25 protein-coding genes are annotated in these 26,673 nt (G+C 65.9%); 8 read left to right on the top strand and 17 right to left on the bottom strand.

From position 1 onward, the window contains the following. Positions 1-60: 60 nt before the first annotated feature. Positions 61-1,038 (bottom strand): glucokinase, encoded by a 978-nt coding sequence (locus APT59_RS12800; RefSeq protein WP_007158679.1) that lies wholly within the window; start codon positions 1,036-1,038, stop codon positions 61-63. Further along, positions 1,035-2,864, bottom strand: a complete 1,830-nt coding sequence (gene edd / locus APT59_RS12805) for a phosphogluconate dehydratase (RefSeq protein ID WP_059315197.1) — start codon at positions 2,862-2,864, stop codon at positions 1,035-1,037. Before edd ends, APT59_RS12800 begins: the two co-directional genes overlap by 4 nt. A 136-nt stretch (positions 2,865-3,000) precedes the next feature. On the opposite strand from edd, the gene gap reads away from it, so the two are divergent. Then, positions 3,001-4,005, top strand: a complete 1,005-nt coding sequence (gap, locus tag APT59_RS12810; protein WP_059315198.1) for a type I glyceraldehyde-3-phosphate dehydrogenase — start codon at positions 3,001-3,003, stop codon at positions 4,003-4,005. 530 nt (positions 4,006-4,535) lie between these two features. On the opposite strand, the gene scpB is transcribed toward gap, so the two are convergent. After that, positions 4,536-5,279: an SMC-Scp complex subunit ScpB gene (scpB, locus tag APT59_RS12815; RefSeq protein ID WP_059315199.1), complete on the bottom strand. Its 744-nt coding sequence runs from the start codon at positions 5,277-5,279 to the stop codon at positions 4,536-4,538. A gap of 137 nt (positions 5,280-5,416) precedes the next feature. Here scpB and APT59_RS12820 point away from each other — a divergent pair, with 137 nt between their 5' ends. Then, positions 5,417-6,403, top strand: a complete 987-nt coding sequence (locus tag APT59_RS12820; protein ID WP_059315200.1) for a GlxA family transcriptional regulator — start codon at positions 5,417-5,419, stop codon at positions 6,401-6,403. Between the two features lie 64 nt (positions 6,404-6,467). Further along, on the top strand, positions 6,468-6,617 hold the full coding sequence (locus tag APT59_RS22205; RefSeq protein ID WP_237140614.1) for a DUF1272 domain-containing protein: 150 nt from the start codon (positions 6,468-6,470) through the stop codon (positions 6,615-6,617). A gap of 153 nt (positions 6,618-6,770) precedes the next feature. Here APT59_RS22205 and APT59_RS12825 read toward each other — a convergent pair whose 3' ends face one another. From APT59_RS12825 to APT59_RS12845, 5 genes are read right to left on the bottom strand one after another with little or no spacing between them, the layout of a single operon-like run. Next, positions 6,771-7,682, bottom strand: coding sequence for a bestrophin family protein (locus APT59_RS12825; protein ID WP_059315201.1), 912 nt, complete (start codon positions 7,680-7,682; stop codon positions 6,771-6,773). Next, on the bottom strand, positions 7,679-8,161 hold the full coding sequence (locus tag APT59_RS12830; RefSeq protein ID WP_059315202.1) for a GNAT family N-acetyltransferase: 483 nt from the start codon (positions 8,159-8,161) through the stop codon (positions 7,679-7,681). Before APT59_RS12830 ends, APT59_RS12825 begins: the two co-directional genes overlap by 4 nt. Before the next feature lie 50 nt (positions 8,162-8,211). Continuing rightward, complete coding sequence (locus APT59_RS12835; RefSeq protein ID WP_059315203.1) at positions 8,212-8,736, bottom strand: chromate transporter; 525 nt, start codon at positions 8,734-8,736, stop codon at positions 8,212-8,214. Beyond that, entirely contained in the window at positions 8,733-9,284 is a 552-nt protein-coding gene (locus APT59_RS12840) for a chromate transporter (RefSeq protein WP_059315204.1), read from the bottom strand. The genes APT59_RS12835 and APT59_RS12840 overlap by 4 nt, the downstream gene beginning before the upstream one ends. 13 nt (positions 9,285-9,297) lie before the next feature. Next, a complete protein-coding gene (locus APT59_RS12845) occupies positions 9,298-10,665 on the bottom strand; it encodes a gluconate:H+ symporter (protein WP_059315205.1) in 1,368 nt (455 codons plus the stop codon). Between the two features lie 196 nt (positions 10,666-10,861). Between APT59_RS12845 and APT59_RS12850 the strand changes: the two genes are divergently transcribed. Together APT59_RS12850 and APT59_RS12855 are read left to right on the top strand one after the other, a co-directional pair. Next, positions 10,862-11,494, top strand: coding sequence for a cyclodeaminase/cyclohydrolase family protein (locus tag APT59_RS12850; protein ID WP_059315206.1), 633 nt, complete (start codon positions 10,862-10,864; stop codon positions 11,492-11,494). 5 nt (positions 11,495-11,499) lie between these two features. Beyond that, positions 11,500-12,753 (top strand): DUF2254 domain-containing protein, encoded by a 1,254-nt coding sequence (locus tag APT59_RS12855; protein WP_059315207.1) that lies wholly within the window; start codon positions 11,500-11,502, stop codon positions 12,751-12,753. Positions 12,754-12,763: 10 nt separating this feature from the next. Here APT59_RS12855 and APT59_RS12860 read toward each other — a convergent pair whose 3' ends face one another. After that, complete coding sequence (locus APT59_RS12860; protein ID WP_059315208.1) at positions 12,764-13,702, bottom strand: cation diffusion facilitator family transporter; 939 nt, start codon at positions 13,700-13,702, stop codon at positions 12,764-12,766. A 227-nt stretch (positions 13,703-13,929) separates the two neighbouring features. On the opposite strand from APT59_RS12860, the gene APT59_RS12865 reads away from it, so the two are divergent. Continuing rightward, complete coding sequence (locus APT59_RS12865; protein WP_059315209.1) at positions 13,930-15,636, top strand: amidase; 1,707 nt, start codon at positions 13,930-13,932, stop codon at positions 15,634-15,636. A gap of 106 nt (positions 15,637-15,742) precedes the next feature. Here APT59_RS12865 and APT59_RS12870 read toward each other — a convergent pair whose 3' ends face one another. Next, positions 15,743-16,381, bottom strand: a complete 639-nt coding sequence (locus APT59_RS12870; RefSeq protein WP_059315210.1) for a TetR/AcrR family transcriptional regulator — start codon at positions 16,379-16,381, stop codon at positions 15,743-15,745. A 172-nt stretch (positions 16,382-16,553) separates the two neighbouring features. Between APT59_RS12870 and APT59_RS12875 the strand changes: the two genes are divergently transcribed. After that, entirely contained in the window at positions 16,554-17,699 is a 1,146-nt protein-coding gene (locus APT59_RS12875; protein WP_059316896.1) for an MFS transporter, read from the top strand. A 93-nt stretch (positions 17,700-17,792) separates the two neighbouring features. Here APT59_RS12875 and APT59_RS12880 read toward each other — a convergent pair whose 3' ends face one another. From APT59_RS12880 to APT59_RS12900, 5 genes are read right to left on the bottom strand one after another with little or no spacing between them, the layout of a single operon-like run. Continuing rightward, the gene (locus APT59_RS12880; protein ID WP_059315211.1) at positions 17,793-19,334 is read right to left on the bottom strand and encodes an APC family permease; all 1,542 of its coding nucleotides are present in this window, start codon (positions 19,332-19,334) and stop codon (positions 17,793-17,795) included. A 58-nt stretch (positions 19,335-19,392) separates the two neighbouring features. Continuing rightward, positions 19,393-20,139: a gamma-glutamyl-gamma-aminobutyrate hydrolase family protein gene (locus APT59_RS12885; protein ID WP_059315212.1), complete on the bottom strand. Its 747-nt coding sequence runs from the start codon at positions 20,137-20,139 to the stop codon at positions 19,393-19,395. Positions 20,140-20,184: 45 nt separating this feature from the next. Further along, the gene (locus APT59_RS12890; RefSeq protein WP_059315213.1) at positions 20,185-21,462 is read right to left on the bottom strand and encodes an NAD(P)/FAD-dependent oxidoreductase; all 1,278 of its coding nucleotides are present in this window, start codon (positions 21,460-21,462) and stop codon (positions 20,185-20,187) included. A 53-nt stretch (positions 21,463-21,515) separates the two neighbouring features. Then, entirely contained in the window at positions 21,516-23,009 is a 1,494-nt protein-coding gene (locus APT59_RS12895) for an aldehyde dehydrogenase (RefSeq protein ID WP_059315214.1), read from the bottom strand. A gap of 11 nt (positions 23,010-23,020) precedes the next feature. Then, positions 23,021-24,403 carry a glutamine synthetase family protein gene (locus tag APT59_RS12900; protein ID WP_059315215.1) on the bottom strand — a complete coding sequence of 461 codons (1,383 nt, stop codon included), beginning with the start codon at positions 24,401-24,403 and terminating at the stop codon, positions 23,021-23,023. Between the two features lie 202 nt (positions 24,404-24,605). Between APT59_RS12900 and APT59_RS12905 the strand changes: the two genes are divergently transcribed. Next, complete coding sequence (locus APT59_RS12905; protein WP_059315216.1) at positions 24,606-25,493, top strand: LysR family transcriptional regulator; 888 nt, start codon at positions 24,606-24,608, stop codon at positions 25,491-25,493. Between the two features lie 111 nt (positions 25,494-25,604). Here APT59_RS12905 and APT59_RS12910 read toward each other — a convergent pair whose 3' ends face one another. Both APT59_RS12910 and APT59_RS12915 read right to left on the bottom strand, forming a co-directional pair. Beyond that, positions 25,605-26,291 (bottom strand): LrgB family protein, encoded by a 687-nt coding sequence (locus tag APT59_RS12910; RefSeq protein ID WP_059315217.1) that lies wholly within the window; start codon positions 26,289-26,291, stop codon positions 25,605-25,607. Then, positions 26,284-26,631 (bottom strand): CidA/LrgA family protein, encoded by a 348-nt coding sequence (locus APT59_RS12915; RefSeq protein ID WP_059315218.1) that lies wholly within the window; start codon positions 26,629-26,631, stop codon positions 26,284-26,286. Before APT59_RS12915 ends, APT59_RS12910 begins: the two co-directional genes overlap by 8 nt. Between the last annotated feature and the right edge of the window lie 42 nt (positions 26,632-26,673).

The following is a 26,673-nucleotide window of genomic DNA, read 5'->3' on the forward strand; positions in this document are numbered from 1 at the left end:
TAGTGCCGGCAGCATACCGGGGCCGGGCGACCTTGAGTAGTCGCCTGACCCCGGGGTGGATCAGGCCTGCCGCGCTTCGGCGATGGTCTGATCCAGGGCGACGCCGGCACCGAACAGTCCCGGATATTCGGCTGTCACCAGCCAGGCCGGGATGTCCTTGAGGTAGGCACTGCTAGTCTTGCCCTTGTCAGCGAAGGCATGGGCGAAGGCCCCGCTCTGGAAGCGCTCGACGAAGCGCGGCAGGATGCCACCGGCGATATAGACGCCACCCAGGGCGCCCAGGGTCAGGGCCGCGTTTCCGGCCACCCGTGCCAGCCAGATGAAGAACTGCTCCAGTACGGCGTCGGCATAGGGATCACCCTTGAGCGCCAGCTCGCAGATGTCCGCCGCGCTGTGCAGGGCGGCGGTACGGCCGTCCAGCTCGCAGCTTGCATGATAGAGGTTGACCAGGCCGCTGCCGGACACCACGCGCTCAGCGGAGACGTGATTGCCGAACTGGCGCTTGAGGATCTTCCAGATATCGAATTCACGCTGGGTGTTGATCGGCAGATCGACGTGACCGCCCTCGCTCGGCAGCACGATCCAGCGATCCTTGCCACTGGGCACCAGGCTGGCGAGACCCAGGCCGGTGCCGGGACCGATCACCAGGCGCGGACGGGTCGGCAAGGCGATGCCGTCACGGACCTGTACGGAGTCAGCCGGATCCAGGCGGGCGATGGCCCAGGCCATGGACGTGAAGTCGTTGATCAACAGCAGATGGGTCAGACCCAGCTCGCGGCAGAACTGCTCGCGCTTGATCACCCAGTGATTGTTGGTGAAGCGGAAGTCACCCTCGCCGACCGGGCCCGCGCAGGCGAGGCACACGGCGGTGATGTCATCCAGCGCCACGCCGGTCTGCGCCAGGTACTTGCGTACCGCGTCTTCCGGACAGGCGTAATCCGCACAGGCGAAGACCTCGATGGCCTCCAGGCGACCGTCGCGCCACAGGGCGAAGCGGGCATTGGTGCCCCCGATGTCGCCAACCAAAGCCAAACTCATTTCAGCGCCTCCAGGCTGGAAGTGAATGCACTGGCACCCGATTCAGCCGTGCTCATGGCGCCGCGCATGAAGGCGAACAACTCACGACCACAGCCTACCCCGGTGCCCTGGGGCGCTTCGACCGCCTGACGGGCCATCCATTCGTCCGCCGGGACCAGAATCTTCAGTTCCCCGGTACGCCCATCGACACGGATGAGATCACCGTCACAGACCTTGGCCAGCGGACCGCCATCGATGGCTTCCGGACAGACGTGAATCGCCGCCGGAACCTTGCCCGAGGCGCCGGACATGCGGCCGTCGGTGACCAGAGCCACCTTGTAACCACGGTCCTGCAACACACCAAGATAGGGAGTGAGCTTGTGCAGCTCGGGCATGCCCAGGGCCTTGGGTCCCTGGAAGCGTACCACCGCGACGAAATCCTGCTCCAGTTGGCCGGCCTTGAAGGCCTCTGCCAATTCGCTCTGGTCGTGGAAGACGCGCGCCGGCGCTTCCACCAGCTGGTGCTTGGGCGCCACGGCCGACACCTTCATCACCCCGCGGCCGAGGTTGCCCTGCATGACGCGCAGGCCACCCTCTTCGTTGAACGGCCGACTGGCCGGACGCAGGATGTCTTCGTCCAGGCTCTCGGCGCGCCCGGTGCGCCACTCCAGCTTGCCCTCCACCAGGAAGGGCTCCTGCAGGTAGCGCGACAAGCCGCGGCCCATGATGGTGTTGACGTCTTCATGCAGCAGCCCGGCTTCGAGCAGGGTGTGCACCATGAAGTTGACGCCACCCGCGGCATGGAAATGGTTCACATCGGCCTTGCCGTTGGGATAGACCTGCGCCAGGGTCGGGGTGACCGCCGAGATCTCGGCCATGTCGTCCCAGGTCAGCTGGATGCCGGCGGCCTGGGCGATGGCCGGGATGTGCAGGGTATGGTTGGTCGAGCCACCGGTGGCGCTCAGGGCGACCACGGAGTTGACGATGGACTTCTCATCGACGATCTCGCCCAGCGGCATGAAGTTGCCGCCCTGGTGAGTGATGCGGGTCACCTGGCGCGCCGCCTCGCGGGTGAGTTCGTCACGCAGCGGGGTGTAGGGGTTGACGAAGGAAGAACCCGGCAGGTGCAGGCCCATCACTTCCATCACCACTTGATTGGTGTTGGCGGTGCCATAGAAGGTGCAGGTACCGGGGCTGTGGTAGGACTTCATCTCCGATTCCAGCAGCTCTTCGCGGGTGGCCTTGCCCTCGGCGAAGGCCTGGCGCACGCGTGCCTTCTCCTTGTTGGAGATGCCCGACGGCATGGGGCCGCCCGGCACGAAGATCATCGGCAGATGGCCGAAGCGCAGCGCGCCGATCATCAGGCCGGGGATGATCTTGTCGCAGATGCCCAGCAGCAGCGCCGCGTCGAACATGTTGTGCGACAGGGCCACCGCAGTGGACATGGCGATGACTTCACGACTCGCCAGGCTCAGCTCCATGCCGGCCTCGCCCTGGGTCACGCCGTCGCACATGGCCGGCACGCCACCGGCGAACTGACCGACGGAGCCGATCTCGCGCAGGGCCTGTTTGATCAGCTCCGGGTAGTGCTCGTAGGGCTGATGAGCCGACAACATGTCGTTGTAGCTGGAAACGATGGCGACGTTGGCCTGGTCCATCAAACGGAGGCGCTGCTTATCCGTCGAGGATCCACACCCGGCGACGCCATGGGCGAAATTGGCGCATTGCAGCTTGCCGCGCTGCGGACCGTCGCTGGCGGCGGCCCGGATCATGGCGAGGTAACGCTCACGGGTCGGACGACTGCGTTCCACCAACCGCTGTGTGACTTCGAGGACGCGAGGATGCATGGTTTCGATTCTCCACCGGGCTAAATTTGTTGTTATTTAAAACATTCACAGCCAAATTGGCGCTATTATTCCGCTTAGCACGCGTCATGTGTAATGTTTTTTACAACAAAACCCAGCTATCGCGAGGTTTCTCTCAATGAGTATTCGTATTGCCATCAATGGTTTTGGACGCATCGGCCGCAACGTGCTGCGGGCGCTGTATACCGAAGGCTATCGCCAGGACCTGGAGGTCGTTGCGATCAACGACCTGGGCGACGCCGCCATCAATGCGCATCTCCTACAGTATGACAGCGTTCATGACCGCTTCCCTGCCGAGGTGTCCGTCGAGGGCGACAAGCTAGTGGTCAATGGCGATCGCATCGCCGTGACGGCCATCCGCAACCCGGCCGAGCTGCCGTGGAAGGACCTGAAGGTCGACGTGGTGTTCGAGTGCACCGGTCTCTTCACCAGCCGCGACAAGGCCGCCGCCCATCTGGAAGCAGGCGCCTCCAAGGTGATCATCTCGGCACCGGGCAAAGAGGTGGACGCCACCATCGTCTATGGCGTCAACGACAACATCCTGCGTCAGTCGCACCAGATCATTTCCAACGCCTCCTGCACCACCAACTGCCTGGCGCCCGTCGCCCAGGTGCTGCAGCGCGAGTTGGGCATCGAGAATGGTCTGATGACCACCATCCATGCCTACACCAACGACCAGAACCTGTCGGACGTCTACCATTCCGACCCCTTCCGGGCGCGTTCGGCCACCCAGTCGATGATTCCGACCAAGACCGGTGCCGCCGAGGCTGTGGGCCTGGTATTGCCGGAGCTGCAAGGCAAGTTTAGCGGCATGGCGGTGCGCGTACCGACCATCAACGTGTCGCTGGTCGATTTGACCATCCTGACCGCCAAGGAAACCGACGCCAAGACCATCAACGCCTTCATGAAGGCGGCGGCCGAAGCTTCGCCGGTGCTGGGCTACAACGACAAGCCGCTGGTCTCCATCGACTTCAACCACAACCGCCTGTCGTCGATCTTCGACGCCAACCACACCAAGGTGAGCGGCAAGCTGGTGAAGATCATGGCCTGGTACGACAACGAGTGGGGCTTTTCCAACCGTATGCTCGATACCTGCAAGGCGCTGGTCAACGCACCGGCCTGAGGTCTGTAGGACCTGATGGAAAAAAGCGCCTTCGGGCGCTTTTTTCGTTTTCAGTTGTGGCAAGGTCGGTCCACAGATGTGGCGGCTCCTTCGGGGAGTTCCGAAGATAAGGGCAACTGTCTTTATCGCGGCCATGGGCCGCTCCTACAGAAGATCCGGCTGCTGTAGGAGCGGTGGCTACGGCGCAACGCCATGCCCGCGATACGCATCAGATAACTGGAAAACCGTAGCGTGGAAAACGGCGCAGCCTTTTCCGCCTGGGCATTCACCCTGAGCGTGCCCTCACCCCGGCCCTCTCCCCGAGGGAGAGGGGGTTATTCGAGCGAGGGGTGATCTTCCGCAGTCAGGGGAGCACCGTAGCGTGGAAAACGGCGCAGCCTTTTCCGCTTGGCATTCATCGTGAAGCGTGCCCTCATCCCAACCCTCTCCCTGAGGGAGAGGGAGCTGTTCGAGCGAGGGCGTCCTTCCGCGGAAAGGGGCAGTTCAGCGCGTAGGTCGGGTTTAGCAACGCGAAGCCCAACAGGCCTGACTCAACCCTCATCCTCCTCGTCCGCCGCCTGGCGCAGGTCGTCGAAATCGGTCTTGAGACCGGTTTCCATGGCGTCCAGCTCGGTAAGCAGGGTGCGAAAGCTGGTGCGCTCGGGAATCACCAGGCTGTCCTCTTCTTCCTCCGGCTCCCCTACCCCCAGCGCCGCCAGGCTCAGCTCGGGGTCTTCCAGCACCGAGGCCGGCTCGGGTTCCAGCTGGCGGACCTCGGCCAGGGGCGGCAGCTGATCGAGGCTGCGCAGGTCGAAGTAGTCGAGAAAGGTCCTGGTGGTGGCGAACATGGCCGGGCGGCCGGGCACGTCGCGATAGCCCACCACACGGATCCAGTCGCGCTCCAGCAGCGTCTTGACGATCTGGCTGTTGACCGCCACGCCGCGCACTTCCTCGATCTCGCCGCGGGTGATGGGTTGGCGATAGGCGATCAGCGCCAGGGTCTCCAGCATGGCGCGGGAATAGCGCGGCGGGCGCTCCTCCCAGAGGCGTCCGACCCAGAGCGCGTACTTCTCGCGCACCTGCAGGCGGTAGCCGGAGGCCACTTCCTTGAGTTCGAAGCCGCGCTTGCGACAGGAGCCGCCGAGCACGGCGAGGCCGGCGCGCAGATGCGCGGGCTCGGGACGTTCGTACTCTTCGAAGAGTTCGGCCAGGCGCTCCAGGGTCAGGGGTCGGCCGGCAGCGAGCAGGATGGCTTCCAGCAGGGGCGCCAGTTGCTTGGGATCGGTGTAGTTCATGGGCGGCGATGATAAGGCCGGGCGCGGGTCACGCCAAATCCATCCTGCCACCGGATGGCGAGATCCGTGGGGTCCTTGACCTTGTCGCCTACATGGACGCCAAGGCATGCTTGCCAAATCGCTACGGAGAGCCATCCATGCCGCTGATCGCTGCGCTGCTCTACCCCGACGTCATGAGCCTGGACGTCACCGGCCCGCTGCAGGTATTTGCCTCGGCCAACCTGGAACGGGAACGCCAGGGCCTGCCCGCCTACTATCAGCTGCGCCTGCTGGGCGCTGCCGAGGGCTTGGTGAGGACGTCGGCCGGCATCGGCATCCAGGCCGAACAGGGCTGGTATGACCTAGAGGTGAGCGAGGTGGATACCCTGCTGATCCCCGGTGGCATAGGCATCGAGGCGCTGCGTCTGGATGCCGGCCTGCAGGCCTGGCTGCGCGACCTGGAACCCCGGGTGCGGCGTCTTGGCTCGGTATGCTCTGGCGCCCTGCTGCTGGCTACTGCGGGGCTGCTGGACGGCCGCCGTGCCACCACCCACTGGGCCTATGTCGACGAGCTCGCGGCCTTTCCTGCCATCGAGGTCCAGGGCGACCGGTTGCACACCTATGACCCGCTGGGGCGTGATGGCGACCCCCATGTCTTCACCTCGGCGGGCGTCACCGCCGGCATCGACCTGGCCCTGGCGCTAGTGGAAGCCGATCTCGGGCGTCCCCTGGCCCTGGCAGTGGCGCGCCGGTTGGTGATGTTTCTGCGGCGCCCCGGCGGCCAGGCGCAATTCAGTGCCTGCCTGGCGCCCGATCCGGGGCGGACGCCGCGCCTGGCGGCCCTGCTCGACTGGATTCCTGGGCACCTGGGTGAAGACCTCGGGCTGGAACGCCTGGCCGAACGCGCCCATATGGCGCCCCGCACCCTGTCGCGGCTGTTCAGTCGCGAGGTGGGCATGGGCCCGGGCCGCTATGTCGAGCAGGTCCGGCTGGAGACCGCGCGAGTACTGCTGCAGGACGGCCAGGCCTCCATCGCCACGGTCTCGCGCCTGTGTGGCTTCGGCCATCCGGAAAATCTCCGGCGCACCTTTCACAAACACCTGGCGGTCAGCCCCCAGCACTACGCGGCGCGCTTCGGCGCCTGAACCGGGAGAGACAGCCATGCTGGAAATGCGGACGTCATGTGAACACTGCGCCAAGGCCCTGTCGATGGAAAGCGAGGGCGCGGTGATCTGCTCCTATGAATGCACCTTTTGCGTGGCGTGCGCGACTGGACCGCTGCAGGAGCAGTGTCCGAATTGTCGCGGGGAGTTGGTCAGGCGTCCGCGGCGGAGAGCGAAAGAAGCTCAAGACACCTGACAGCAAGGCAAGGCGCGGCCATGGCCAGGGTGATCCGCCGATGCGGCCACCCTGATGCAGACTCTGATCGCGGCCATGGGCCGCTCCTACAGATACACCTCTGCTGTAGGAGCGGCCCATGGCCGCGATCGCATCAACGCGAATCGTCGCGCCTTACCGCAACAACCCCTCCTCCGCCCGGATCGGCTCGGGGGTGGGCTCGCCCAGCAGATCCAGCACGGCGATTTCCAGACCACGACTCAAGGCGTCCAGCGGCAAATGGTTGGGCTGGGTGCCGAAAGGGTCGGCGATCTGGTCGCCCAGGGCGTCCAGGCCGAAGAAGGTATAGGCCAGCACCAGCACCGCCAGGGGCGTGAACCAGCCCAGGCTGTCCACCAGGCAGAACGGCAGCAGGAAACAATAGACGTGCACCACCCGGTGCAGCATCAGGATGTAGGGATAAGGAATGGGTGTCTGGCGGATGCGCTCGCAGCCGCTGAGCACCGTGGTCAGCCGGTCCAGCTGGTTATCGACGTTGGCGATCAGAGGGTCACCGAGCCCTTCCTGTCGCGCGCGGGCAACCAGCGTCGTGCCAAGTCGGCGGATCAGCGCACTGGGTCGGTGAGGGGCCGCGAGCAGGGTTTGCTCCCCCGCCAGCAAGCGCTGCAGATCGGCAGACGGTGCTTCCCGGCGCAGGTGATCACGCAGCGCATAACCGAAGGCCAACAGTGGAGCCAGCAGCTGGCGGCGCTCGGCCGCGTTCAGGCCGGGTAGCAGGGTTTCGACCTGGCGCGCCAGATTGCGTCCGGCGATCAGCAGCTCTCCCCACAGGCCGCGCGCCTCCCAGAAGCGCTGGTAGGCCGTGGTGTTGCGAAAGCCGAGGAAGATCGCCAGGGTCAGACCCCAGAGGGTCAGCGGCGTGGTGGTCAGGCCGAAGTCGAAGCGGAGGATGACGCCATGGCTGAGGGTCACCGCCAGGCTCAGCAGCACCACGTAGAGGAGCTTGCGCCAGATGGCCTGGACGATGGACCCGCGTACCGTGAACAGCAGTTCGCGCAGCGAGGGATTCTGGGGACGGGTGATCACCGGCGAGGCCGTGGCAGTCTGAGATGAATCAGCGCCACCCGCTCATCGGCGACCGAACGTCGCTCTTCGATGGCATAGGGGGTGAAGCCCAAGGTTTGGTAGAGCAGTAGCCCCGCCACGTTTGCGTTGAAACAGGAAAGGACCACTTCACGAGCGCCGTGCGTCTCGAACGCGCGCTCTATCATCATTTTCAGCAGGTAACGTCCGACCCCTTGCCCCCGGTAGGCGGGATCAACGACGGCATGGCCAATCGCATACACCTCATCCGCCCACCTGCAGAAGTTGGAAAATCCCACCACTCGCCCACCCGCCACCACGACGCGGCTGTCGCGACGCTCCGCGATGGCGGTCTGCAACTGAACCGGGGTGAGCGGGAAGTGGGCACGGGGAAACCAGAACATCAGCTCCGTGGGGTTTTTGGAAAATTCGCATAGGGCGGGCAGGTCACTGTCCTGGACCGGCCGATGGCTTAGCTGCAAGGTGATGTCCTCGGGTCGATGGCTAGACGATCTTGCCCAGCTTTTTTGGCTTAGCTACCAAACACTATCCCGACCAGTGTCCCACCGGCCAGCAGCCACAGCGGATGCCAGCGGGTAAATAGCGACCCCAGAGCACCCGCCGCCAGGATCAGCACCCACAGCGGCGTAGTGGCCACGCTCACGCCCACCAGCCAGGCACTGGCGGCTACCAGGCCGACGGTGACCGGCACCAGTCCGGCCTGCAGATGGCGACGCCAGGGGCGGTCGGCGAAGCGCTGCCAGAGGTGCAGCACGCCCAACGTCAGCAGCGAGGACGGCACGAACTTGGCCAGGGAGGTCACCAGCAGACCTGGCCAGCCGGCTACGTGCCAGCCGATCAGCGGCACGATCATCAGGTTGGGACCGGGCGCCGCCTGGGCCAGGGCAAACAGGGCGGCAAAGTCGGCGGCGCTCATCCAGCCGTGCACCGTCACCACCTGGCGCTGCATCTCCGGCAACACCGAGTTGCCACCGCCGAAGGCCAGCAGCGAGAGCTGGGTAAAGATCAACGCCAGCGCCAGCAGGGTCGCGCTCATAGGCCCTGCCGATAGCTGAGCAGGACGCTGATCGGGGTGAGCACCAGCATGGTCCAGAGCAGCGGCAACTTGAGTAGCGCCAGGGCGAGGAAGGCCAGGCAGGCGATGCCCAGGGCCAGCCAGCGACCGCGCAAGGGTTGAATGAGCTTGACCGCCATGGCTACCAGCAGGCCGGCGGCCGCGGCCGCGAGACCGGCGAAGGCGCGGCCCACCAGGGGGTCGTCATGGTAGCGGTCGTAGAGCACGCCCAGGCCGACCACCACCAGCGTCGGCCCCACCAGCAACCCGGCGGCAGCGGCCAGGGCGCCGCTCCAGCCGGCGAATCTCATGCCCACCGCCACCGAAAGGTTGATGATGTTACCGCCTGGCAGGAACTGGCAGAGGCCGAGCAATTCGGTGAACTCCTCCCCCGACAGCCAGCGCCGCTTCTCCACCAGGTAGCGCCGCGCCAGCGGCAGCACCCCACCGAAGGCCGTGATGCCCAGGCCGAAGAAGCCGAGGAAGAGATCGCGGCGCCGCGGCCGGTTCGAGGTGGAGACGTCATGCATGGGCAGGTGTTCGTCAGATCCAGAGTGACAACAATAGCGTACCCGCAAGGCCGGTGACGGAAACCAGGGTCTGCAGCACCGACCAGACCCACAGCGTCTGCTTGAGCTCCAGACCGAAGTATTCACGCACCATCCAGAAACCGGCATCGTTGACGTGGCAGAAGAACACCGAGCCGGCGCCGATGGCCAGGGCGATCAGCGAGGCCTGGGGACCGGCGAGCCCTGCCACTACCGGCGCCAGGATACCGGCCGTGGTGGTGGTGGCGACCGTTGCCGAGCCGGTCGCCTGGCGCAGGGCCACGGCGATCAGCCAGGCGAGCAGGATGTAGGGCAGATGGGCGCCCTCGGCCACCTTGGCCACCGTATGGCTGACGCCGGCGTCGAGCAGGGTCTGCTTGAGGCCGCCGCCGGCGCCGATGGTGAGCAGCAAGGCCGCGATGGGCGCCAGGCTCTTGCGCAGTACCCCGCCGACCCGCTCGCGGGGCATGCCGCTGCCCCAACCGAGCAGCACGGTGGCGGCCAGTACCGCGAGACCGAGGGCGATCAAGGGTTCGCCGAGAAACTTCAGGCCTTCCGCCAGACCGCTGTGCGGGTCGAGGGCGACCTTGGCGAAGGTACTGCCCAGCATCAGCAGCACTGGCAGCAGGATCACCAGCAGTGACAGACCAAAGCCCGGCTGGTGCGCGCTCTGGTCACGGGCGCTGAATAGCTCGCCCAGCGCGGCTGGCGGTTCGATCACCATGCGTCGCGACAGCCAGCCGCCATACAGCGGCCCGGCCAGGATCACCGCCGGGATGGCGATCACCAGCCCCAGCAGCATGGTCAGGCCGAGATCCGCATGCAGCGCCCCCACCGCGATCAGCGGACCGGGGTGCGGCGGCAACAGAGCATGCAGGGTGGTCATGCCCGCCAGCGCCGGAATGGCGATGCGCAACAGCGGCTGGCTTGAGCGCTGCGCCATGACGAAGATGATGGGCACCATCAGCACCAGGCCGACTTCGAAGAACAGCGGCAAGCCGATCACCATGGCCACCAGGGCCATCACCCAGGGCAGGCTGCGGCCCTTGCCCAGCCCCAGCAGGGTGCTGGCGATGCGATCGGCGGCGCCCGATTCGGCCATCACGGCACCCAGCATCGAGCCCAGGGCGATGATGATACCGGCCTCGCCCAGGATGCTGCCCGCGCCCTTGCTGAAGGCCTTGGTGACGGCCTCGGCCGGCAGCCCAGCGCCCAGGCCGGCGATGAAGGTGCCGATGAGAATGGACAGAAAGGGCGGCAGCCGGGTGACGGCGATGAGGAGGACAATGGCCAGGATGGCGGCCAGGCAACAGAAGATCAGCCGGGTGTCATGGGCGACCCAGGCGAGCGCAGCAGGATCCACATCAAGCTCCTTGTAACTTATTGTTTCAAGCCCACCATACCTGAAGGTCCCTCGCCAGTACGACAGGAATCGAACGATGGCGGCCCGGGGACCGGTCGCTTATTGCACTTAGTCAGCGAACCTCGGCCGTTTCGGACGATCCTATTAGCGGTCGGTCATGACCGATTCCCTTACCCTTTGCTTGCAGGCGGTTGGCATGAACGAAACCTCTACTCTCTGGCAGCAGACCCTCGCCCAATTCCGCGACGGTACCGGCTCTACCCTGCCAACCCCTGGTAGCGGCGCGGTGGCCGGTGTGGCGGCGTCCCTGGGTGTGGCGCTGATTCTCAAGGGCCTCAAGCTCAGCCAGCAGCGCCAGCCCGTGACCCGCCATGCCGAATTGATCGCCCTGGGCGAGCGGCTGCAGGAAGCCCTGAGCACCTGCGCCGACGCCGATGTCCAGGCCTTCGCCAACTACCTGGAAGCCGATCGCCAGGCCAGCGGTGCCACCGAAGAAGGCGAGCGCCGCAAGCAGGCGCTCAACCTGGCAGCGGCCAATGCCGTGCAGATTCCCATCGCTACCGCCCAGTTGTGCCTGGAAGCGCTGGACCTCGCGGTCACTGCCACGCCCCTCACCATCGAACCGCTGCGCAGCGATGCCCTGGCCGGTGGCCGGTTGCTGCACGGCGCCCTCGGTGCGGTGTTGACCACCGTCGATGCCGATCGCAATGGGCTGAAATCCGGTGACGCCCGCGAAGCCGCCCGGCAGATGCGCGACAAACTCCAGCAACAGGCTGACCAGCGCCTCGCTCAGCTGCGCGCCACTCCCGTTCCCCAGACCATGGGCTGAGGCAGGTGCTAGCTCGACTGGGCTGGGTCCTGCGCGGCCTGCAGCGCCGCCTGTGGTTTCGCGCCACGCTCTTCTCGGTCGCCGGCGTGGCGACCGCCCTCCTCGCCCTGCTGCTGCGCGACCACATTCCGGCCGGCCTGCCGACCAAGGTCGGTGCCGATGCCGTCGACAAGATCCTCACCATCATCGCCAGCAGCATGCTAGCGGTGACCACCTTCTCGCTGAGCACCATGGTGACGGCCTACAACGCCGCCGCCAGCAGCGTGACGCCCCGCGCCTATCCACTGCTGCTCGAAGACAGCACCACGCAAAACGCCCTGGCTACCTTTCTCGGTTCCTTCCTGTTCAGCCTGGTGGGCATCATCGCCCTGAGTACCGGGCTCTATGGCGACAACGGCCGCGTGGTGCTTTTCACCGTGACCCTGGTGGTGATCCTGCTGATCGTCTTCACGCTCCTGCGCTGGATCGATCATCTCTCGCGGCTGGGCCAGCTGGATGCCACCAGCGACAGTATCGAAGCCGCCGCCCAGCACAGCCTGAAGCGCTGGCTGGCGAATCCCTATCTCGGCGGGCGTGCGGCGCCGGTCGACGAACCGCCGCCCGGCCGACCGGTAATGGCCGATCGCACGGGTTACTTGCAACGGGTGGACATGTCTCTGCTGGCCGACCTCTGCGGCAAGAAGGGCCGCCTGCGCCTGGCCGCCCTGCCAGGCGCCTTTCTCGATCCGGCGCAGCCGCTGCTCTGGATCGAAGGCCTGCCGCCCGACAAGGACGACCAGCTACGGACGGCCTTCAGCCTGGATGCGCGGCGTGTACATGACCAGGATCCGCGCTTCGGGCTCACGGTCCTGGGCGAGATCGCCACCGGGGCCCTGGTGCCGTCGCGCAGCGACTCGGGTACCGCCATCGCCATCCTGGGCCGTGCCCAACGGTTGCTGACCGAACTCACCGTCGCCCGCGACCCGGTCGAGCCTCGCTATCCGCAGATCGAGGTGCCGGAACTGTCGCTGGACGACCTGTTCGACGATTTCTTCCTGCCCGTGGGCCGCGACGCCGCACCCCTGGTGGAAGTGGGCATGCGCCTGCAGAAGTCACTCGCCCGCCTGGCGGTTCAGGGCGATGCGCGCATCAGGCGCGAGTGCCTGCGGCATTCCCGCCTGGCCCTCTCCCGGGCGGAGGCCAGTCTCGGCCAGGCCGAGGACCGCGTCGTCCTCCAGCAGCTTGCGGCGGACGTCGAGCGCCTGTGCACCCCGCGATAGCCAGGCGGCGCTAGCGCGACCAGGCCGGATCGGTGGTGAAGGCGATGGTCAGCCAGCGATCCGGGCCTTCGCCACCGATGGCCTCGCCAATCTGGTCACGGATGGCGTCCCACTCGTCCAGGGTCTTGGCCGGCCAGCCAACCGGCACGATGAAGTACAGCTCGATCTGCCGCGCCCGTCCGACCTTGGCCACATAGGCACGGTAGTCGAGGAAACCGAACTGCGCGACCATCCCGCGAGCCACCTCATCGACCTGCTGCTTGAGCTGCGGCGGAGTCACCATGAGGATCTCGGCAAAGGCCTGCCAGACGGTCTTGAAGGGAACGGGGATGATCAGCACGCAGATGATCGACAGCACCATGGGGTCGATATAGGGCGTGATCCAGGCATAGGCCGTCCCCTGGGCCAGGGCGCCAACCAGGAAGGCCAGCACCAGCGCCGCGGAGATACTGCCCGACATGATCCAGCTCTTGATGTCGAGCTTGAGGAAGTCGGACTGGATCTGCCGATTCATACGCAGCTCAACCGCCGCCACGCCGTAGCAGACCAGCGCGGCCACCAGCGCATAGAGCAGTGCCACGCCGAATTCCAGCTCCTTGCCGCCACTCATCAGGCTGATGATCGAATTGACCAGCGCATAGCAGGCGACGATGCACAGCACGCTGCCGTTCAGGGCCAGCACCATGGGCTCCAGGTGCCAGAAGCCCATGTTGAAACGCTCGGCGAGCTTGCGATCACCCTCCAGCTCCAGGCCGTGTCGATGGATGAGCATGGCCACCAGCAGGGCCATGCCGCTCATGAGCGCATCGATCAGCGAGTAGAAGCCATCGAAGACGATGGCGTAGGAGCCGGAATGCACCCCGAAGGCGATGCCCACCAGCGCGACGAGCACCGTGGCGAAGATGGAGCAGCGCAGGACCGTCCGCTCGTTGTATAGGCGTTGCAGCATCATTGACTCCAAGGAAAGGGATCGGCCCGGCAGTGGCGAACCCCGGCAATCCTCCCATGATAGAGCTCGACCGGCCGCCCCGCATGGGCGGTCCGGCAAGGCGTCCATGCGTGTACGCAATCAGAACCCCGCAAGCTTCGGGTGTACACTGCACCGGTGCTTTTTTCTTCCGGGATGGCTGTCAGCAGCCGTTCCCGTATAGCGGAATCCTCAACGGCGACCCCACCATGATCGAAGTTACCGAACGCTCCATCGCCGAGTTGCGTCGCGCACTCGAAACCGGCCAGACCACTGCGGTGCAGCTGGTCGAGGCCTACCTGGCCCGTATCGATGCCTACGACCCCCCCACCAGCGCCACCGCGCTCAATGCCGTGGTGGTGCGCAATCCCGACGCCCTGGCCGAAGCCGCCGAGTCCGACCGCCGCCGCGCCCGGGGTGAGACCCTGGGGCCGCTGGATGGCATCCCCTACACCGCCAAGGACAGCTATCTGGTGAAGGGGCTGACCGCCGCCTCCGGCAGTCCGGCGTTCAAGGAGCTGGTCGCCCAGCGCGACGCCTTCACCATCGAACGGCTGCGCGCCGCTGGCGCCATCTGCCTGGGCAAGACCAACATGCCGCCCATGGCCAACGGCGGCATGCAGCGTGGCGTCTACGGGCGCGCCGAAAGCCCCTACAACGCCGGCTACCTCACCGCGCCGTTCGCCTCCGGCTCGTCCAACGGCGCCGGTACCGCCACCGCGGCCAGCTTCGCCGCCTTCGGCCTGGCCGAGGAAACCTGGTCCAGCGGACGCGGGCCAGCCTCCAACAATGGTCTCTGCGCCTACACCCCCTCGCGCGGGGTCATCTCGGTGCGCGGCAACTGGCCGCTGACGCCGACCATGGACGTGGTGGTGCCCTATGCCCGCACCATGGCCGATCTGCTGGAAGTGCTCGACGTGGTGGTGGCGGACGATCCCGATACCTCCGGCGACCTCTGGCGCCTGCAGCCCTGGGTGCCACTGCCCAAGGCCTCGGAGGTCCGCCCGGCCCGCTATGGCGACCTCGCCGTCGATGCGAGCGCCCTGGCCGGCAAACGCCTTGGCGTGCCGCGCATGTTCATCAACCGTGATCCGGACGCCGGCACCAGCGAGAATCCAGGCATCGGCGGCCCAACCGGTCAGCGCATCCATACCCGCGATTCGGTCATCGCGCTCTGGGAACAGGCGCGCGCGGTCCTGGAAGCGGCCGGGGCCACGGTGGTCGAGGTGGATTTCCCCCTGGTCTCCAACTGCGAAGGCGACCGTCCCGGCGCGCCGACGGTGTTCAACCGCGGCATCGTCTCCCAGGCGTTTCTCCATGATGAACTCTGGGATCTCTCCGCCTGGGGGTTCGACACCTTCCTGCGCGACAACAACGATCCCAACCTGAACCGGCTGGTGGACGTCGAAGGCGAGCTGATCTTCCCTCACGAACCCGGCACCCTGCCCAATCGCGAGGGCGACCTGGCCGCCGGGATGGCCGAGTACGTGCGCATGGCCGAGCGGGGTCTGAAAGCCTGGGACGAGATCGGCACCCTTGCCGACGGCCTGCGCGGCCTGGAACACACGCGCAGGATCGACCTGGAGGACTGGTTGCAGGCCCAGGGCCTGGACGCCGTGCTCTTCCCCACCGTGGCCGACGTGGCGCCCGCCGATGCCGAGATCAATCCCGTCTCCGCCGACATCGCCTGGAGCAACGGCGTCTGGGTCGCCAATGGCAACCTCGCCATTCGCCACCTGGGCGTACCGACCGTCACCGTGCCCATGGGCGTGATGAGCGACATCGGCATGCCGGTGGGCCTGACCTTTGCCGGGCGGGCCTATGACGACTCGAATCTCCTCAGGCTCGCCGTCGCCTACGAGGCCACCGGTTCGAAGCGAGTGGTGCCGCCACGGACGCCGCCGCTGGTGGGATAAGGGGGCGGGTGTCGACTCTCCCAGGGGCGACACGAGGCATCGATGACATTGACCAGGAGCGCCTAAGCCAGTCGACCAGAGGCATCCGCCTGATCCGCAACGGCCATCAGGCGTCTGGTCGAGCTATTGCGGTCGAGCGCGCGTTGCCATCCCATAGCGTCATCACCTGGGCGATGGCGCCCTCGATGACGGCCAACGCCACCCCATCCCGCGCCATGGGTGAGATGCCCAGAAGCAAGCCTTCGAACACTGTCGCCAGGGCGCGAGCGTCGGTGCCTTCCGCGAGGTCGCCACGGGCGATACCGCGGCTGACGCACGCTAACAGGCCCGTGCGGATCCGGGCGCGGGCTTCGCGCAGCGGCAGTGGAATGCTGGAGTCTTCTTCCGCATAGGAGCCCAGGGTGCCGAGCGCCACCAGGCAGCCCTTGGGCAACTGCTCGTCACACTGCATCCGCGCGGAACGCCCGAGGGCCGAGGCGATCGCCTCCCGGGGCGCCAGGGCCTCGTCGAACAGGGGATCGTTCACCCGGCCATGGGTTTCCATGTAGCGGGCGACCACCTCCTTGAACAGCGCCTCTTTCGAACCGAAGGCGGCGTAGAAGCTGGGCGCCGTGATACCGCCTCCAATCGCCGCCTTCAGCCGATTCAGCGAGGTGGCCTCATAGCCGTAGCGCCAGAACAGCAGCATGGCCTCGTCAATGGCCTGAGTACGATCGAACGACCGCGGACGTCCCAGTTCAGCCATAGCGAATCTCCTCTCTTGTTTGCTTTATATACTAACCGATACAAAAATCATTGACCACGCGAAGCCGCGGCTGCTTAGATATGTACCGACCGATACATATCTAAGGAATCTTTCCGTGACCTCGACACCCGATCCCGAACGCCTACCCGTGGCGGCGCTACTGGCGCTGGCGATGACCGGTTTCATCTGCATCATGACCGAGACCCTGCCCGCTGGGCTGCTCCCCGAGGTAGCCCAGGGGCTCGGGGTATCGAACGCCCTGGCCGGACAATCGGTGACCGCCTATGCCGCCGGCTCGCTGGTGGCCGCGATTCCCCTCACAATGGCGACGGCTCACTGGCGGCGACGGCACGTGCTGCTCGCCACCATCCTGGGATTCCTGCTGTTCAATACCCTCACCGCGCTCTCGACCCACTATCTCCTGACATTGGTCGCGCGCTTCGCGGCGGGGGCCGCGGCCGGGCTCGCCTGGAGCCTGCTGGCCGGCTATGCCCGGCGCATGGTGGCGCCGCGCTTGCAGGGAAAGGCGATGGCCATGGCGATGATCGGCACGCCCATTGCCCTGTCCCTGGGCGTCCCCCTGGGCACCTGGCTGGGCGGTCTGCTGGGATGGCGACTGGCTTTCGCCACCATGTCCGCACTCACGCTGGGCCTGATCGTCTGGGTCGTGGCGAAGGTGCCCGACTATCCCGGGCAAACGGAAGGCCAGCGGCTACCGCTTCGCCAAGTGCTCGCCACGCCCGGTATCCGCGCCATTCTCGCCGTGGTCTTTACCTGGATGCTGGCCCACAACGTTCTCTACACCTACATCGCCCCCTTCGTCGCCCAGGCGGGGCTCGGTGACCGAGTCGATCTGGTACTGCTGACGTTTGGTGCTGCCTCGCTGCTCGGCATCTGGATCACCGGTCGCATCGTCGATCACAGTCTGCGTCGGGCCGTCCTGATCAGTCTGGCCACCTTCGCCTCGATCGCCGTGATCCTTGGCCTGAGCCACGACTCCGCGACGGCGCAGTACCTGGGTATCTTCGTCTGGGGCCTGACGTTTGGCGGCGCCGCCACCCTGCTACAGACCGCCCTGGCCGACACGGCGGGCGCAGGCGCGGACGCGGCGCTGGCGATGAACGTGGTGACCTGGAACAGTGCCATCGCCGGTGCCGGCGTTCTGGGCGGCGTGCTGCTGGAAACGGCGGGCCCACAGGCCCTGATCTGGGCCGTGCTGGTGCTGTCGCTGGCCGCCCTCGCCATCGCGACGGCGGCGCGTCACCACGGCTTTCCCGCTGGTGCACGCGCGACCGGCGCGCCGGTTCTGGGCCACTAGCCACCCTTCCCCGCCGCAAGAGGCAGTAGCGTCCAACCTGACAATTCCGTCTGCTGAATAGGAACGTCGCGGACGGGAGGCAGCAGGCCCGGCTCAGCCCTGATGCGGCAGCGCTTCCAGCGTGGCGCCCTGAAAGAACGCCGGGGCGCGCCAGCGGGTGAACAGCATCAGCACCAGGCCCAGCAGCAGGATCACCACGGCGATGATGAACACCAGACCGATACCGCCCAGGTGCGAGCCGCTACCGAAGTCCGGTGACAGGCTGGCGACAGCGGTCTGCCAGAAGATCACCGAGAGGATGAGCGCGCCGAGCAGCGGGCACAGGCCGCGCAGCAAGGCGTGGCGCAGACTTCCGAACAGACTGCGGCGGAAGTACCAGACGCAGGCATAGGCCGTCAGCGAGTAGTAGAAGCAGATCATCATGCCCAGGGCGGTGATGGTGTCTGCCAGGACGTTGTCGCTGAGGGTGCGCATCACCACATAGAAGGTGGCGGTGGCGATGCCGGCGGCGATGGTGGCGTAGCGCGGCGTACGCGAGCGCGGGCAGATGTGGGCGAAGCGGCGCGAGACCGCACCGTAGTGCCCCATCGCCAACAGGGTGCGAGCTGGCGAGATGAAGGTGGATTGCAGGGAGGCCGCGGTGCTGGCCAGCACGGCGATGGACATCAGGATCGCCAGCGGTCCCATCACCGGTCCGGCCAGATGGGCAAAGACGTTTTCCTGGATCTCCGGATTGCCCAATCCCAGACCCGAATCGCTGATACCGGCGAACTGTAGGGTCGCCGCCGCAGTGAACAGGTACAGCATCAGGATCAGCAGCACCGTGACGGTCGCTGCGCGCCCCGGCACCTTCTGGCTGCCCACGGATTCTTCGCTCACCGTCAGGCAGACATCCCAGCCCCAGAAGATGAAGATCGACAGCGACAGGCCCGCGGCGAAGGCGGAAAAGGACTCGACGTTGAAGGGGTTGAACCATTCGGGGTGGAAGACTACCGGCGTTACCTGCGGCGCGGCGTTGAAGGCCGCCAGCGAAAAGCCGACCAGCACTAGCAGTTGCAGGGCGACCAGACCGTACTGGATGCTCATGGTCATGCCGATGCCACGGCAGCTGATCCAGACCGCGATGGCGATGAACACGCAGCAGGTGACGATGTTCACCAGCAGGTTCTGCGACAGCGCGGCCAGCTCCGCCCGGCCACTGAGCTGGGCGAGGAAAAGATAGAAGAAGTCCACCGCCACCCCGGCGAGATTGGAGAGGACGATGGTGGTGGCCGTCACCAGCCCCCAGCCGCCGATCCAGCCGATCATGGGGCCGAAGGCGCGGGTCGACCAGGTGAAGGAGGTGCCGCTGTCCGGGTCGACGGCATTCAGTTCGCGGTATCCCAGGGCCACCAGCAGCATCGGCAGGAAGCCGACGATAAAGACCGCGGGCAGATAGACACCCACTTCGCGCACGGTCGGCCCCAGGGCCCCGGTCAGGGTGTAGACGGGGGCGATGGTGGAAATGCCCAGTACCACGCAGGCGAGCAGGCCCAGGGACCCCGCCGCCAGACCCTTGGCGGAGGGGTCGGCCAGGGCTTCCGGTCCGGTGTTGCCCGGGGCGCCTGCAGGTGCGCCCTTGCTCTGTTCAGTCATGCGTCTCTGCCCTGCTGTTGGAATTGTTATTCAGAGTCCGGCGTGCGCGGCAAGGTGCCTAACGCGACGCGGCATGGCGCTGGCAGGCGTCGCGGAACGCGTCCAGCAGCGTCAGGGATTCGGGGTTCTCGCGGAAATTCCACTCGGGATGCCACTGCACCCCGACGACGAAGCCGGGGGCGTCCGCCAGCGACACACCCTCCACCAGACCATCCGGCGCCCGGGCCTCGACGCGCAGCCCACTGGCCAGCCGATCGAGGCCCTGGCTGTGCAGCGAATTCACCTGGAAGCTCGCCGGCAGCCCCAGGCGTTCGAACACCCCGCCCGGCGGCACCTGGACCGGATGCTTGGATGCGTATTGCTCGGCCAGCAACTCGCTCTGGGGCTCACGGTGATCGTCATGGCCGGGCAACTCCTGCACGCGTTGATGCAGGCTGCCGCCGAGGGCCACGTTGAGCTCCTGAAAGCCCCGGCAGATGCAGAACACCGGAATGCCGCGATCGATGGCCAGCCGCAGCAGCGGCAGGGTATAGGCGTCCCGGGAGGCATCGTGGTGGGTGCCGGCCAGACTGGCGGGCCCGTGGTAGTGATGGGGCTCGACATTCGACGGCGAGCCGGTGAACAGCAGGCCGTCCAGGTGCTCCAGCAGCGCCTGCGGATCGCTCGGCACGCTGCGCGCCGGCAGTACCACCGGCAGCCCGGCGTGGCCTGCCGCCTCGACGTACTTGTCGCCGACGGTATGGGAATCGTATTTGCCGAGCGTCTGCCGGCAAGCCGTCACGCCGATCAGGGGCATAGTGGACATGGCTATTCTCCAGAGTGCCCGCCTGGATCAGGCGGGCGGACAGGGTCAGATACCGAGGCGATCGCGCAACTGGTAGTAGGTCGCGCCTAGCGCGGTGAAGGGCACGCGCAGCAGCTGCCCGCCCGGGAAGGGATAGTGCGGCAGGCCGGCGAAGGCATCGAAGCGCTCCGCCTGCCCGCGCAGGGCTTCAGCCAGCACCTTGCCCGCCAGGTGGGTATAGGTGACGCCGTGGCCACTGCAGCCCTGGGAGTAGTAAATGTTGTCGCCGAGGCGGCCGACCTGCGGTAGCCGCGACAGCGTCAGCAGGAAGTTGCCGGTCCAGGTGAAGTCGATCTTGACGTCCTTGAGCTGCGGGAAGGTCTGCAGCATCTTTGGCCGGATGATGGCCTCGATATCCGCCGGATCCCGCGCGCCATAGACCACACCGCCGCCATAGATCAGCCGCCGATCGGCGCTCAGGCGGAAGTAGTCGAGCAGGTAGTTGCAGTCCTCCACGCAGTAATCCTGGGGCAACAAGCTGCGCGCCAGCTCCTCGGACAGCGGCTCGGTGGCGAGCACCTGGGTACCGCAGGGCATGGACTTGGCGGCCAGTTCCGGCACCAGCCCGCCCAGGTAGGCGTTGCCGGCCACCACCACGAAGCGCGCCTTCACCTGACCCTGGGCGGTATGCACCACGGGGTTGGCGCCGCGGTCGATACGGATGGCCGCACTCTGCTCATAGAGTTTGCCGCCCAGAGAGGCCACTGCCGCCGCCTCGCCCAGGGCCAGGTTGAGCGGGTGGATGTGACCGCCGCTCATGTCCAGCATGCCGCCGATATAGCGATCGGTGCCGACCACCTCGCGAATGCCACGCGCGTCGAGCAGCTCCAGCTGGGTATGGCCATAGCGCTCCCAGAGCTTTTTCTGGGCTTCCAGATGGCCCAGCTGCTTGCCCGTCAGTGCGGCGAACACACCGCCATCCTTGAGATCGCACTGGATGTTGTAGCGGGCGATACGGTCGCGAATGATCCGTCCGCCCTCGAAGGCCATCTCCCCCAGCAGTTGCGCCTGCTTGGCGGGCAACTGTCGCTCGATGGCATCGATGTCGCGGCTGTAGCTGTTGACGATCTGGCCGCCGTTGCGCCCGGAGGCGCCGAAGCCGACCCGTGCCGCTTCCAGCACCGTCACGCTGAAGCCGTGCTCCAGCAGGAAAAGCGCGGTGGAAAGCCCGGTGTAACCGGCGCCGATGATGCAGACGTCGCTTTCGACACTGCCTTCGAGCCTGGGATAGGGAGCCGGCTGATTGCTGGAGGCTGCGTAGTAGCTACCGACGTGTTGTTGCATGGTGTGATTCCTCTGCCTGCGCCCGACGTCGTCGCCTGGGTCGCCGCGCCTGTTCAGAGCTTGATCCAGGTCGCCTTGAGTTCGGTGTATTTGTCGAAGGCATGGAGCGACTTGTCGCGACCATTGCCAGACTGCTTGAAGCCGCCGAAAGGCGCCGTCATGTCGCCGCCATCATACTGGTTGACCCAGACGCTGCCGGCGCGCAAGGCCCTCGCCACGCGGTGGGCACGGGAGATGTCGCGCGTCCAGACGGCAGCGGCCAGGCCATAGGGGGTATCGTTGGCGATGCGCACCGCTTCTTCTTCGCTGTCGAATTCGATCACGGCGAGCACCGGGCCAAAGATTTCCTCCCGGGCGATACGCATGGCGTTGTCCACGCCCTCGAAAATGGTCGGGGTCACGTAGCTGCCGCCGGTCTCCGCCAGGGCCTGGCCGCCACCGCTTACCAGTCGGGCGCCCTCGGCGCGGCCCGCCTCGATGAAGCCCAGCACGGTACGCAGATGGCCTGCGTCCACCAGGGCACCGACGCGGGTGTTGGGGTCCAGCGCATGGCCAGGCGCCCAGCCCCGCAGGGCTTCCACCACCATCTCCAGGAAGCGCTCCTTGATCGAGCGCTCGACCAGCAGTCGGGAGCCAGCCACGCAGACCTCACCCTGGTTGAAGGCGATGGCCGCCGCGGCCGCTTCGGCGGCGGCGGCCAGATCCGGGGCATCGGCGAAGACGAGGTTGGGACTCTTGCCGCCCGCCTCCAGCCACACCCGCTTCATGTTCGACTCCCCCGCATAGACCAGCAGCTGCTTGGCGATACGGGTGGAGCCGGTAAAGACCAGGGTGTCGACGTCCGGGTGCAGCGCCAGTGCCTGGCCGACGGTATGACCGTAGCCGGGCAGCACGTTGAACACCCCTGCGGGGATGCCCGCCTCCAGCGACAGACCGGCGATGCGGATGGCGGTCAGCGGCGACTTCTCGGACGGCTTGAGGATCACCGAGTTGCCGGTGGCGAGCGCCGGACCCAGCTTCCAGCAGGCCATCATCAGGGGAAAATTCCAAGGCACGATGGCGGCCACCACACCCACGGGTTCGCGGGTCACCAGGCCGAGCTGATCGCGCGGAGTCGGCGCCACCTCGTCATAGACCTTGTCGATGGCCTCGGCGCTCCAGCGGATGGCATTGGCCGCCGCCGGAACATCGATACCCAGGGAATCGCTGATGGGCTTGCCCATGTCCAGGGTTTCCAGCAGCGCCAGTTCCTCGGCGTGCGCCAGCAACAGATCGGCGAAGGCGATGAGTACCCGCTTGCGCTGCGCCGGTGCCTGGTGCGCCCAGTCGCCTCGGGCGAAGCTGGCCCGCGCCGCCTGTACAGCGGCCTCGGCATCCTCGGCCATGCAACTGGCCACCTGGGCCAGATGGCGACCATCCACGGGGCTCGAATCCTCGAAGGTCGCGCCACCCAGGGCATCGCGGTAGGTCCCGTCGATGAAGGCACGGGACTCGACGGTCAACCCCTGGTAGCGCTGCTCCCAGTCCTGCTGCGTCAGCATTGTCATGGTCACGCTCCTCAGACGGTATGCAGATACCAGTTGTATTCGAGATCGGAAATGGTGGTTTCGAACTCCTCCAGCTCGGCTTCCTTGCAGGCGACGAAGATGTCGATGTACTCGGGGCTGATGTACTGGTTCATCACCGCGCTGTCGTCCAGGCAGCGCAGGGCGTCGCGCAGGTTGTTGGGCAGGCTCTGTTCGAGCTGTTCGTAGGAATTGCCGCTGACGGGCGCGCAGGGTTCCAGGTGCTGGGTCATGCCGTGATGAATGCCGGCGAGGATCGAGGCCATCATCAGATAGGGATTGGCGTCGGCACCGGCGACCCGGTGTTCGATGCGGATCGCCTCGCTGCTGCCAGTGGGCACGCGTACCGCCACGGTACGGTTATCCAGGCCCCAGCTCGGCGCGTTAGGCACATAGAACTGGGCGCCGAAGCGGCGATAGGAATTGACGTTCGGGCAAAGGAAGGCCATCGACGCCGGCAGGGTTTCGAGGATGCCGGCGATGGCGTGACGCAGCGGCGCGTGGTGCTCCGGATCGTCGGTGGCGAAGATGTTCTGCCCGGTCTGCTTGTCCAGCAGCGAGATGTGCACGTGCAGGCCGTTGCCGGCCTGACCGGGATAGGGCTTGGCCATGAAGGTGGAATCCATCTCATGGTCATAGGCGATGTTCTTGATCAGGCGCTTGAGCAACACCGCGTAGTCGCAGGCCTTGATGGCGTCCTCGACGTGATGCAGGTTGACCTCGAATTGCGCCGGCGCGGATTCCTTGACGATGGCATCCGCCGGCAGCCCCTGCTCCTTGGCACCTTCGAGCATGTCCTGCAGACAATCCACGTATTCGTCCAGGTCGTCGATCAGATAGACCTGGGTGGAGACCGGCCGCTTGCCGGAGATCGGCGAGCGCGGCGGCTGTGGCCGGCCGTTCACGTTCTCCTGGTCGATCAGGTAGAACTCCAGTTCGAAGGCGGCGCAAATGGTCAGGCCCAGGTCATCGAATTTCTTCACCACCCGCCGCAGCACTTCGCGCGGATCGGCGAAGAACGGCGAGCCGTCCTGTTCGTGCATGGTCATCAGCAGCTGCGCGGTCGGGCGCTTCTGCCAGGGCTCGTAGCTCAGGGTGCCGGGGATGGGAAAGCAGGTGCGGTCGGCATCGCCGATGTGCAGCCCCAGGCCGGTGCTTTCCACCGTGGAGCCGTTGATGTCCAGGGCGAACAGCGAGGCCGGCAGGTTGATGCCGCGCTCATAGACCTTGGACAGACTGGCCCGCTCGACACGCTTACCCCGGATGACGCCGTTCATGTCGGTGATCAACAGATCGACGTACTGGATCTCGGGGTGCTCCTTGAGAAAGCCGTTGGCTTCGGTGAGCTGGACGACGCGGGGGGATATCGAATTCATGAGGGGCATCCTTGACGCTGGCCCGCTTCGTTGTGCTTGCTCGTGCGGGTCTGGCAGCGTGGCTGTGGGTGGTGGTTGCTGCAGGCGCCGACCCTGTCTGCCAAGGTCCGCCCTTCCACCTGATTGCCCTTGCGGGCTGGGCCAGTATAAATTGGCATAAGCGCAACCCATATCGGCGAATCGGCAAAGGAACAATGCACCGATGCAATATCAGATAGGCCATGCCGATCTCAAGCTGATTCTCGCCCTGGTGCGCGGCAGGACCCTGGCCAGAGCGGCAGAGCAGTTGCAGGTGGACGTCTCCACGGTGTTTCGCGCCATCCGCAAGCTCGAAGCCAATCTCCAGGTCGCGCTGTTCGACAAGAACCGTCGTGGCTACACCCCCACCCAGAGCGCCAAGGCCCTCGCCGAACAGGCCGAGCGCGCCGAACAGGCGCTCGACGCGGCGCGGATCGCCCTGGCCCAGGGTGAGAACGTCATCAGTGGTACCGTGCGCCTGACCTGCACCGATGCGGTGCTGCGCAGCCTGCTCCTGCCGGGGCTCGCCGAACTCATGCCACGCTATCCCGCGGTCGCCCTGGAAGTCGCCACCTCCAACACCTTCGCCAGCCTGAGCAGACGGGATGCGGACATCGCCCTCCGGTTGTCGAACGCGCCGCCTGAGCACCTGATCGGGCGGCGCCTCGGTCGCAGCTCCTATTTCGTCTGTGGGCATGAGCGCTATCGCGCCGGCTATGGCCGGGCCGCCACCGAACTGCCCTGGATCAACCCCGATGACTCCCTGGCCGATCATGTATCGGTCACCTGGCTGCGCCAGGCCTATCCCAGTCTCACGCCCCGCTATCGCTGCAGCAGCATGTCTTCGGTGGGCAGCCTGGTCGGCGCCGGGCTCGGCGTGGGTGCCCTCCCCGACTTCATGATCAGCAGCCTGGACGGCGTCGAGCGCCTGAGCGCCGCGCTCGACAACTGCGACACCGACATCTGGCTGCTGACCCGCCCGGACAACCTGTCGCTGCGCTCGGTGCAGATCCTCTTCGACCAGCTGGCAGAGCTGCTCAGGGCGCGGATAGAGGCGGCCTGCCACACCTGAATCTCGACCGGTCGCAGCCCTGACTGTCGTTGCAAGGGCGCAACGCCGATCCGGCCTGCCGGTCAGGCGCACATCGAGGTCGCTCGCGAGTCCGCAACGGGAGATCCGTGTTCAGACCGCGAGGGCGACCGGCAACAGGACCGCCGTGGCTATTCCCAGGAGAATCATGCCGAGTGCCGAAAAGGCGGCCGTTTCCTGGCCTTCGCGCAGTGCATGCGCCGTGCCTATGGCGTGTCCGTTCATGCCCAGGGTCAGGCCTCGGGCCGCTGGATCTTCAACCTTGAACAACTTGAGCAGCGGCAGGGCCAGCGTCGTGCTGATGACGCCGGTCAGCATGACGATCACGGCGGTCAAGGACACCAGTCCGCCAAAATGTCCGGACAGGGGCAAGGCGATAGGCATGGTCACCGATTTCGGCGCCAGGCTCATCACCAGGGTCGGGGACAAACCGAACAGCCAACCCAAGGCCAGGGTCAAGGTCACCCCCACGACGCCACCCACGGACAGCGTGATCAAAAGCGGCCCGGATAGGGAGATCACGCGCTGGATATTCCGGTAGAGGGGCACGGCCAGCCCTACGGTCGTAGGCCCCAGCAATAGCGAAAGCGTGCCACTCGCGCTGCGATAGTGCTCATAGGGCACGCTGGCGGCCCAGAGCAGGCTCGCGACGAGCGCCGTGGTGATCAGCACCGGTTGCAGCATCACCAGACGCAGGCGCTGCTGCAGCAGCAACGCTACCTGGTAGGCAGCAAGCGTCACGGACAACGCCAGTAACGGCGCCAGATAGGGATCAGCCATCGGTCTTTCTTCTTATCAGGTATTGCAGCAGCAAGCTGCACAGCGGAACAGTCACCACCAGGGACAGCGCGATCACCAGCAGCAGACGCAGCCAGACCGTCAATTCCAGCGTATCGACATCGATGATTCCAACAGCCGGCACCACGAGCATCAACGGAAGGTAGCGAAGCAGACTGCCAGCCATGGCATCCACCCCTTCGGGCACTCTTCGCAGCAGCAATAACATGCCGAACAGAATGAATATCCCGATGACACTGGCCGGGATGCCACTCACATAGCCGGCAATACAGGACCCCAACAGGTAGCAGCCTGCAAGTACCAGCATGCCCGTTATGTTCATGCCCCCTCCTCGTTGTTGTTCGTTTTACCGTGGCACCACAGC

Origin of the sequence: Pseudomonas oryzihabitans, assembly GCF_001518815.1 — a bacterium.
Classification (GTDB): Bacteria; Pseudomonadota; Gammaproteobacteria; order Pseudomonadales; family Pseudomonadaceae; genus Chryseomonas; species Chryseomonas oryzihabitans_E.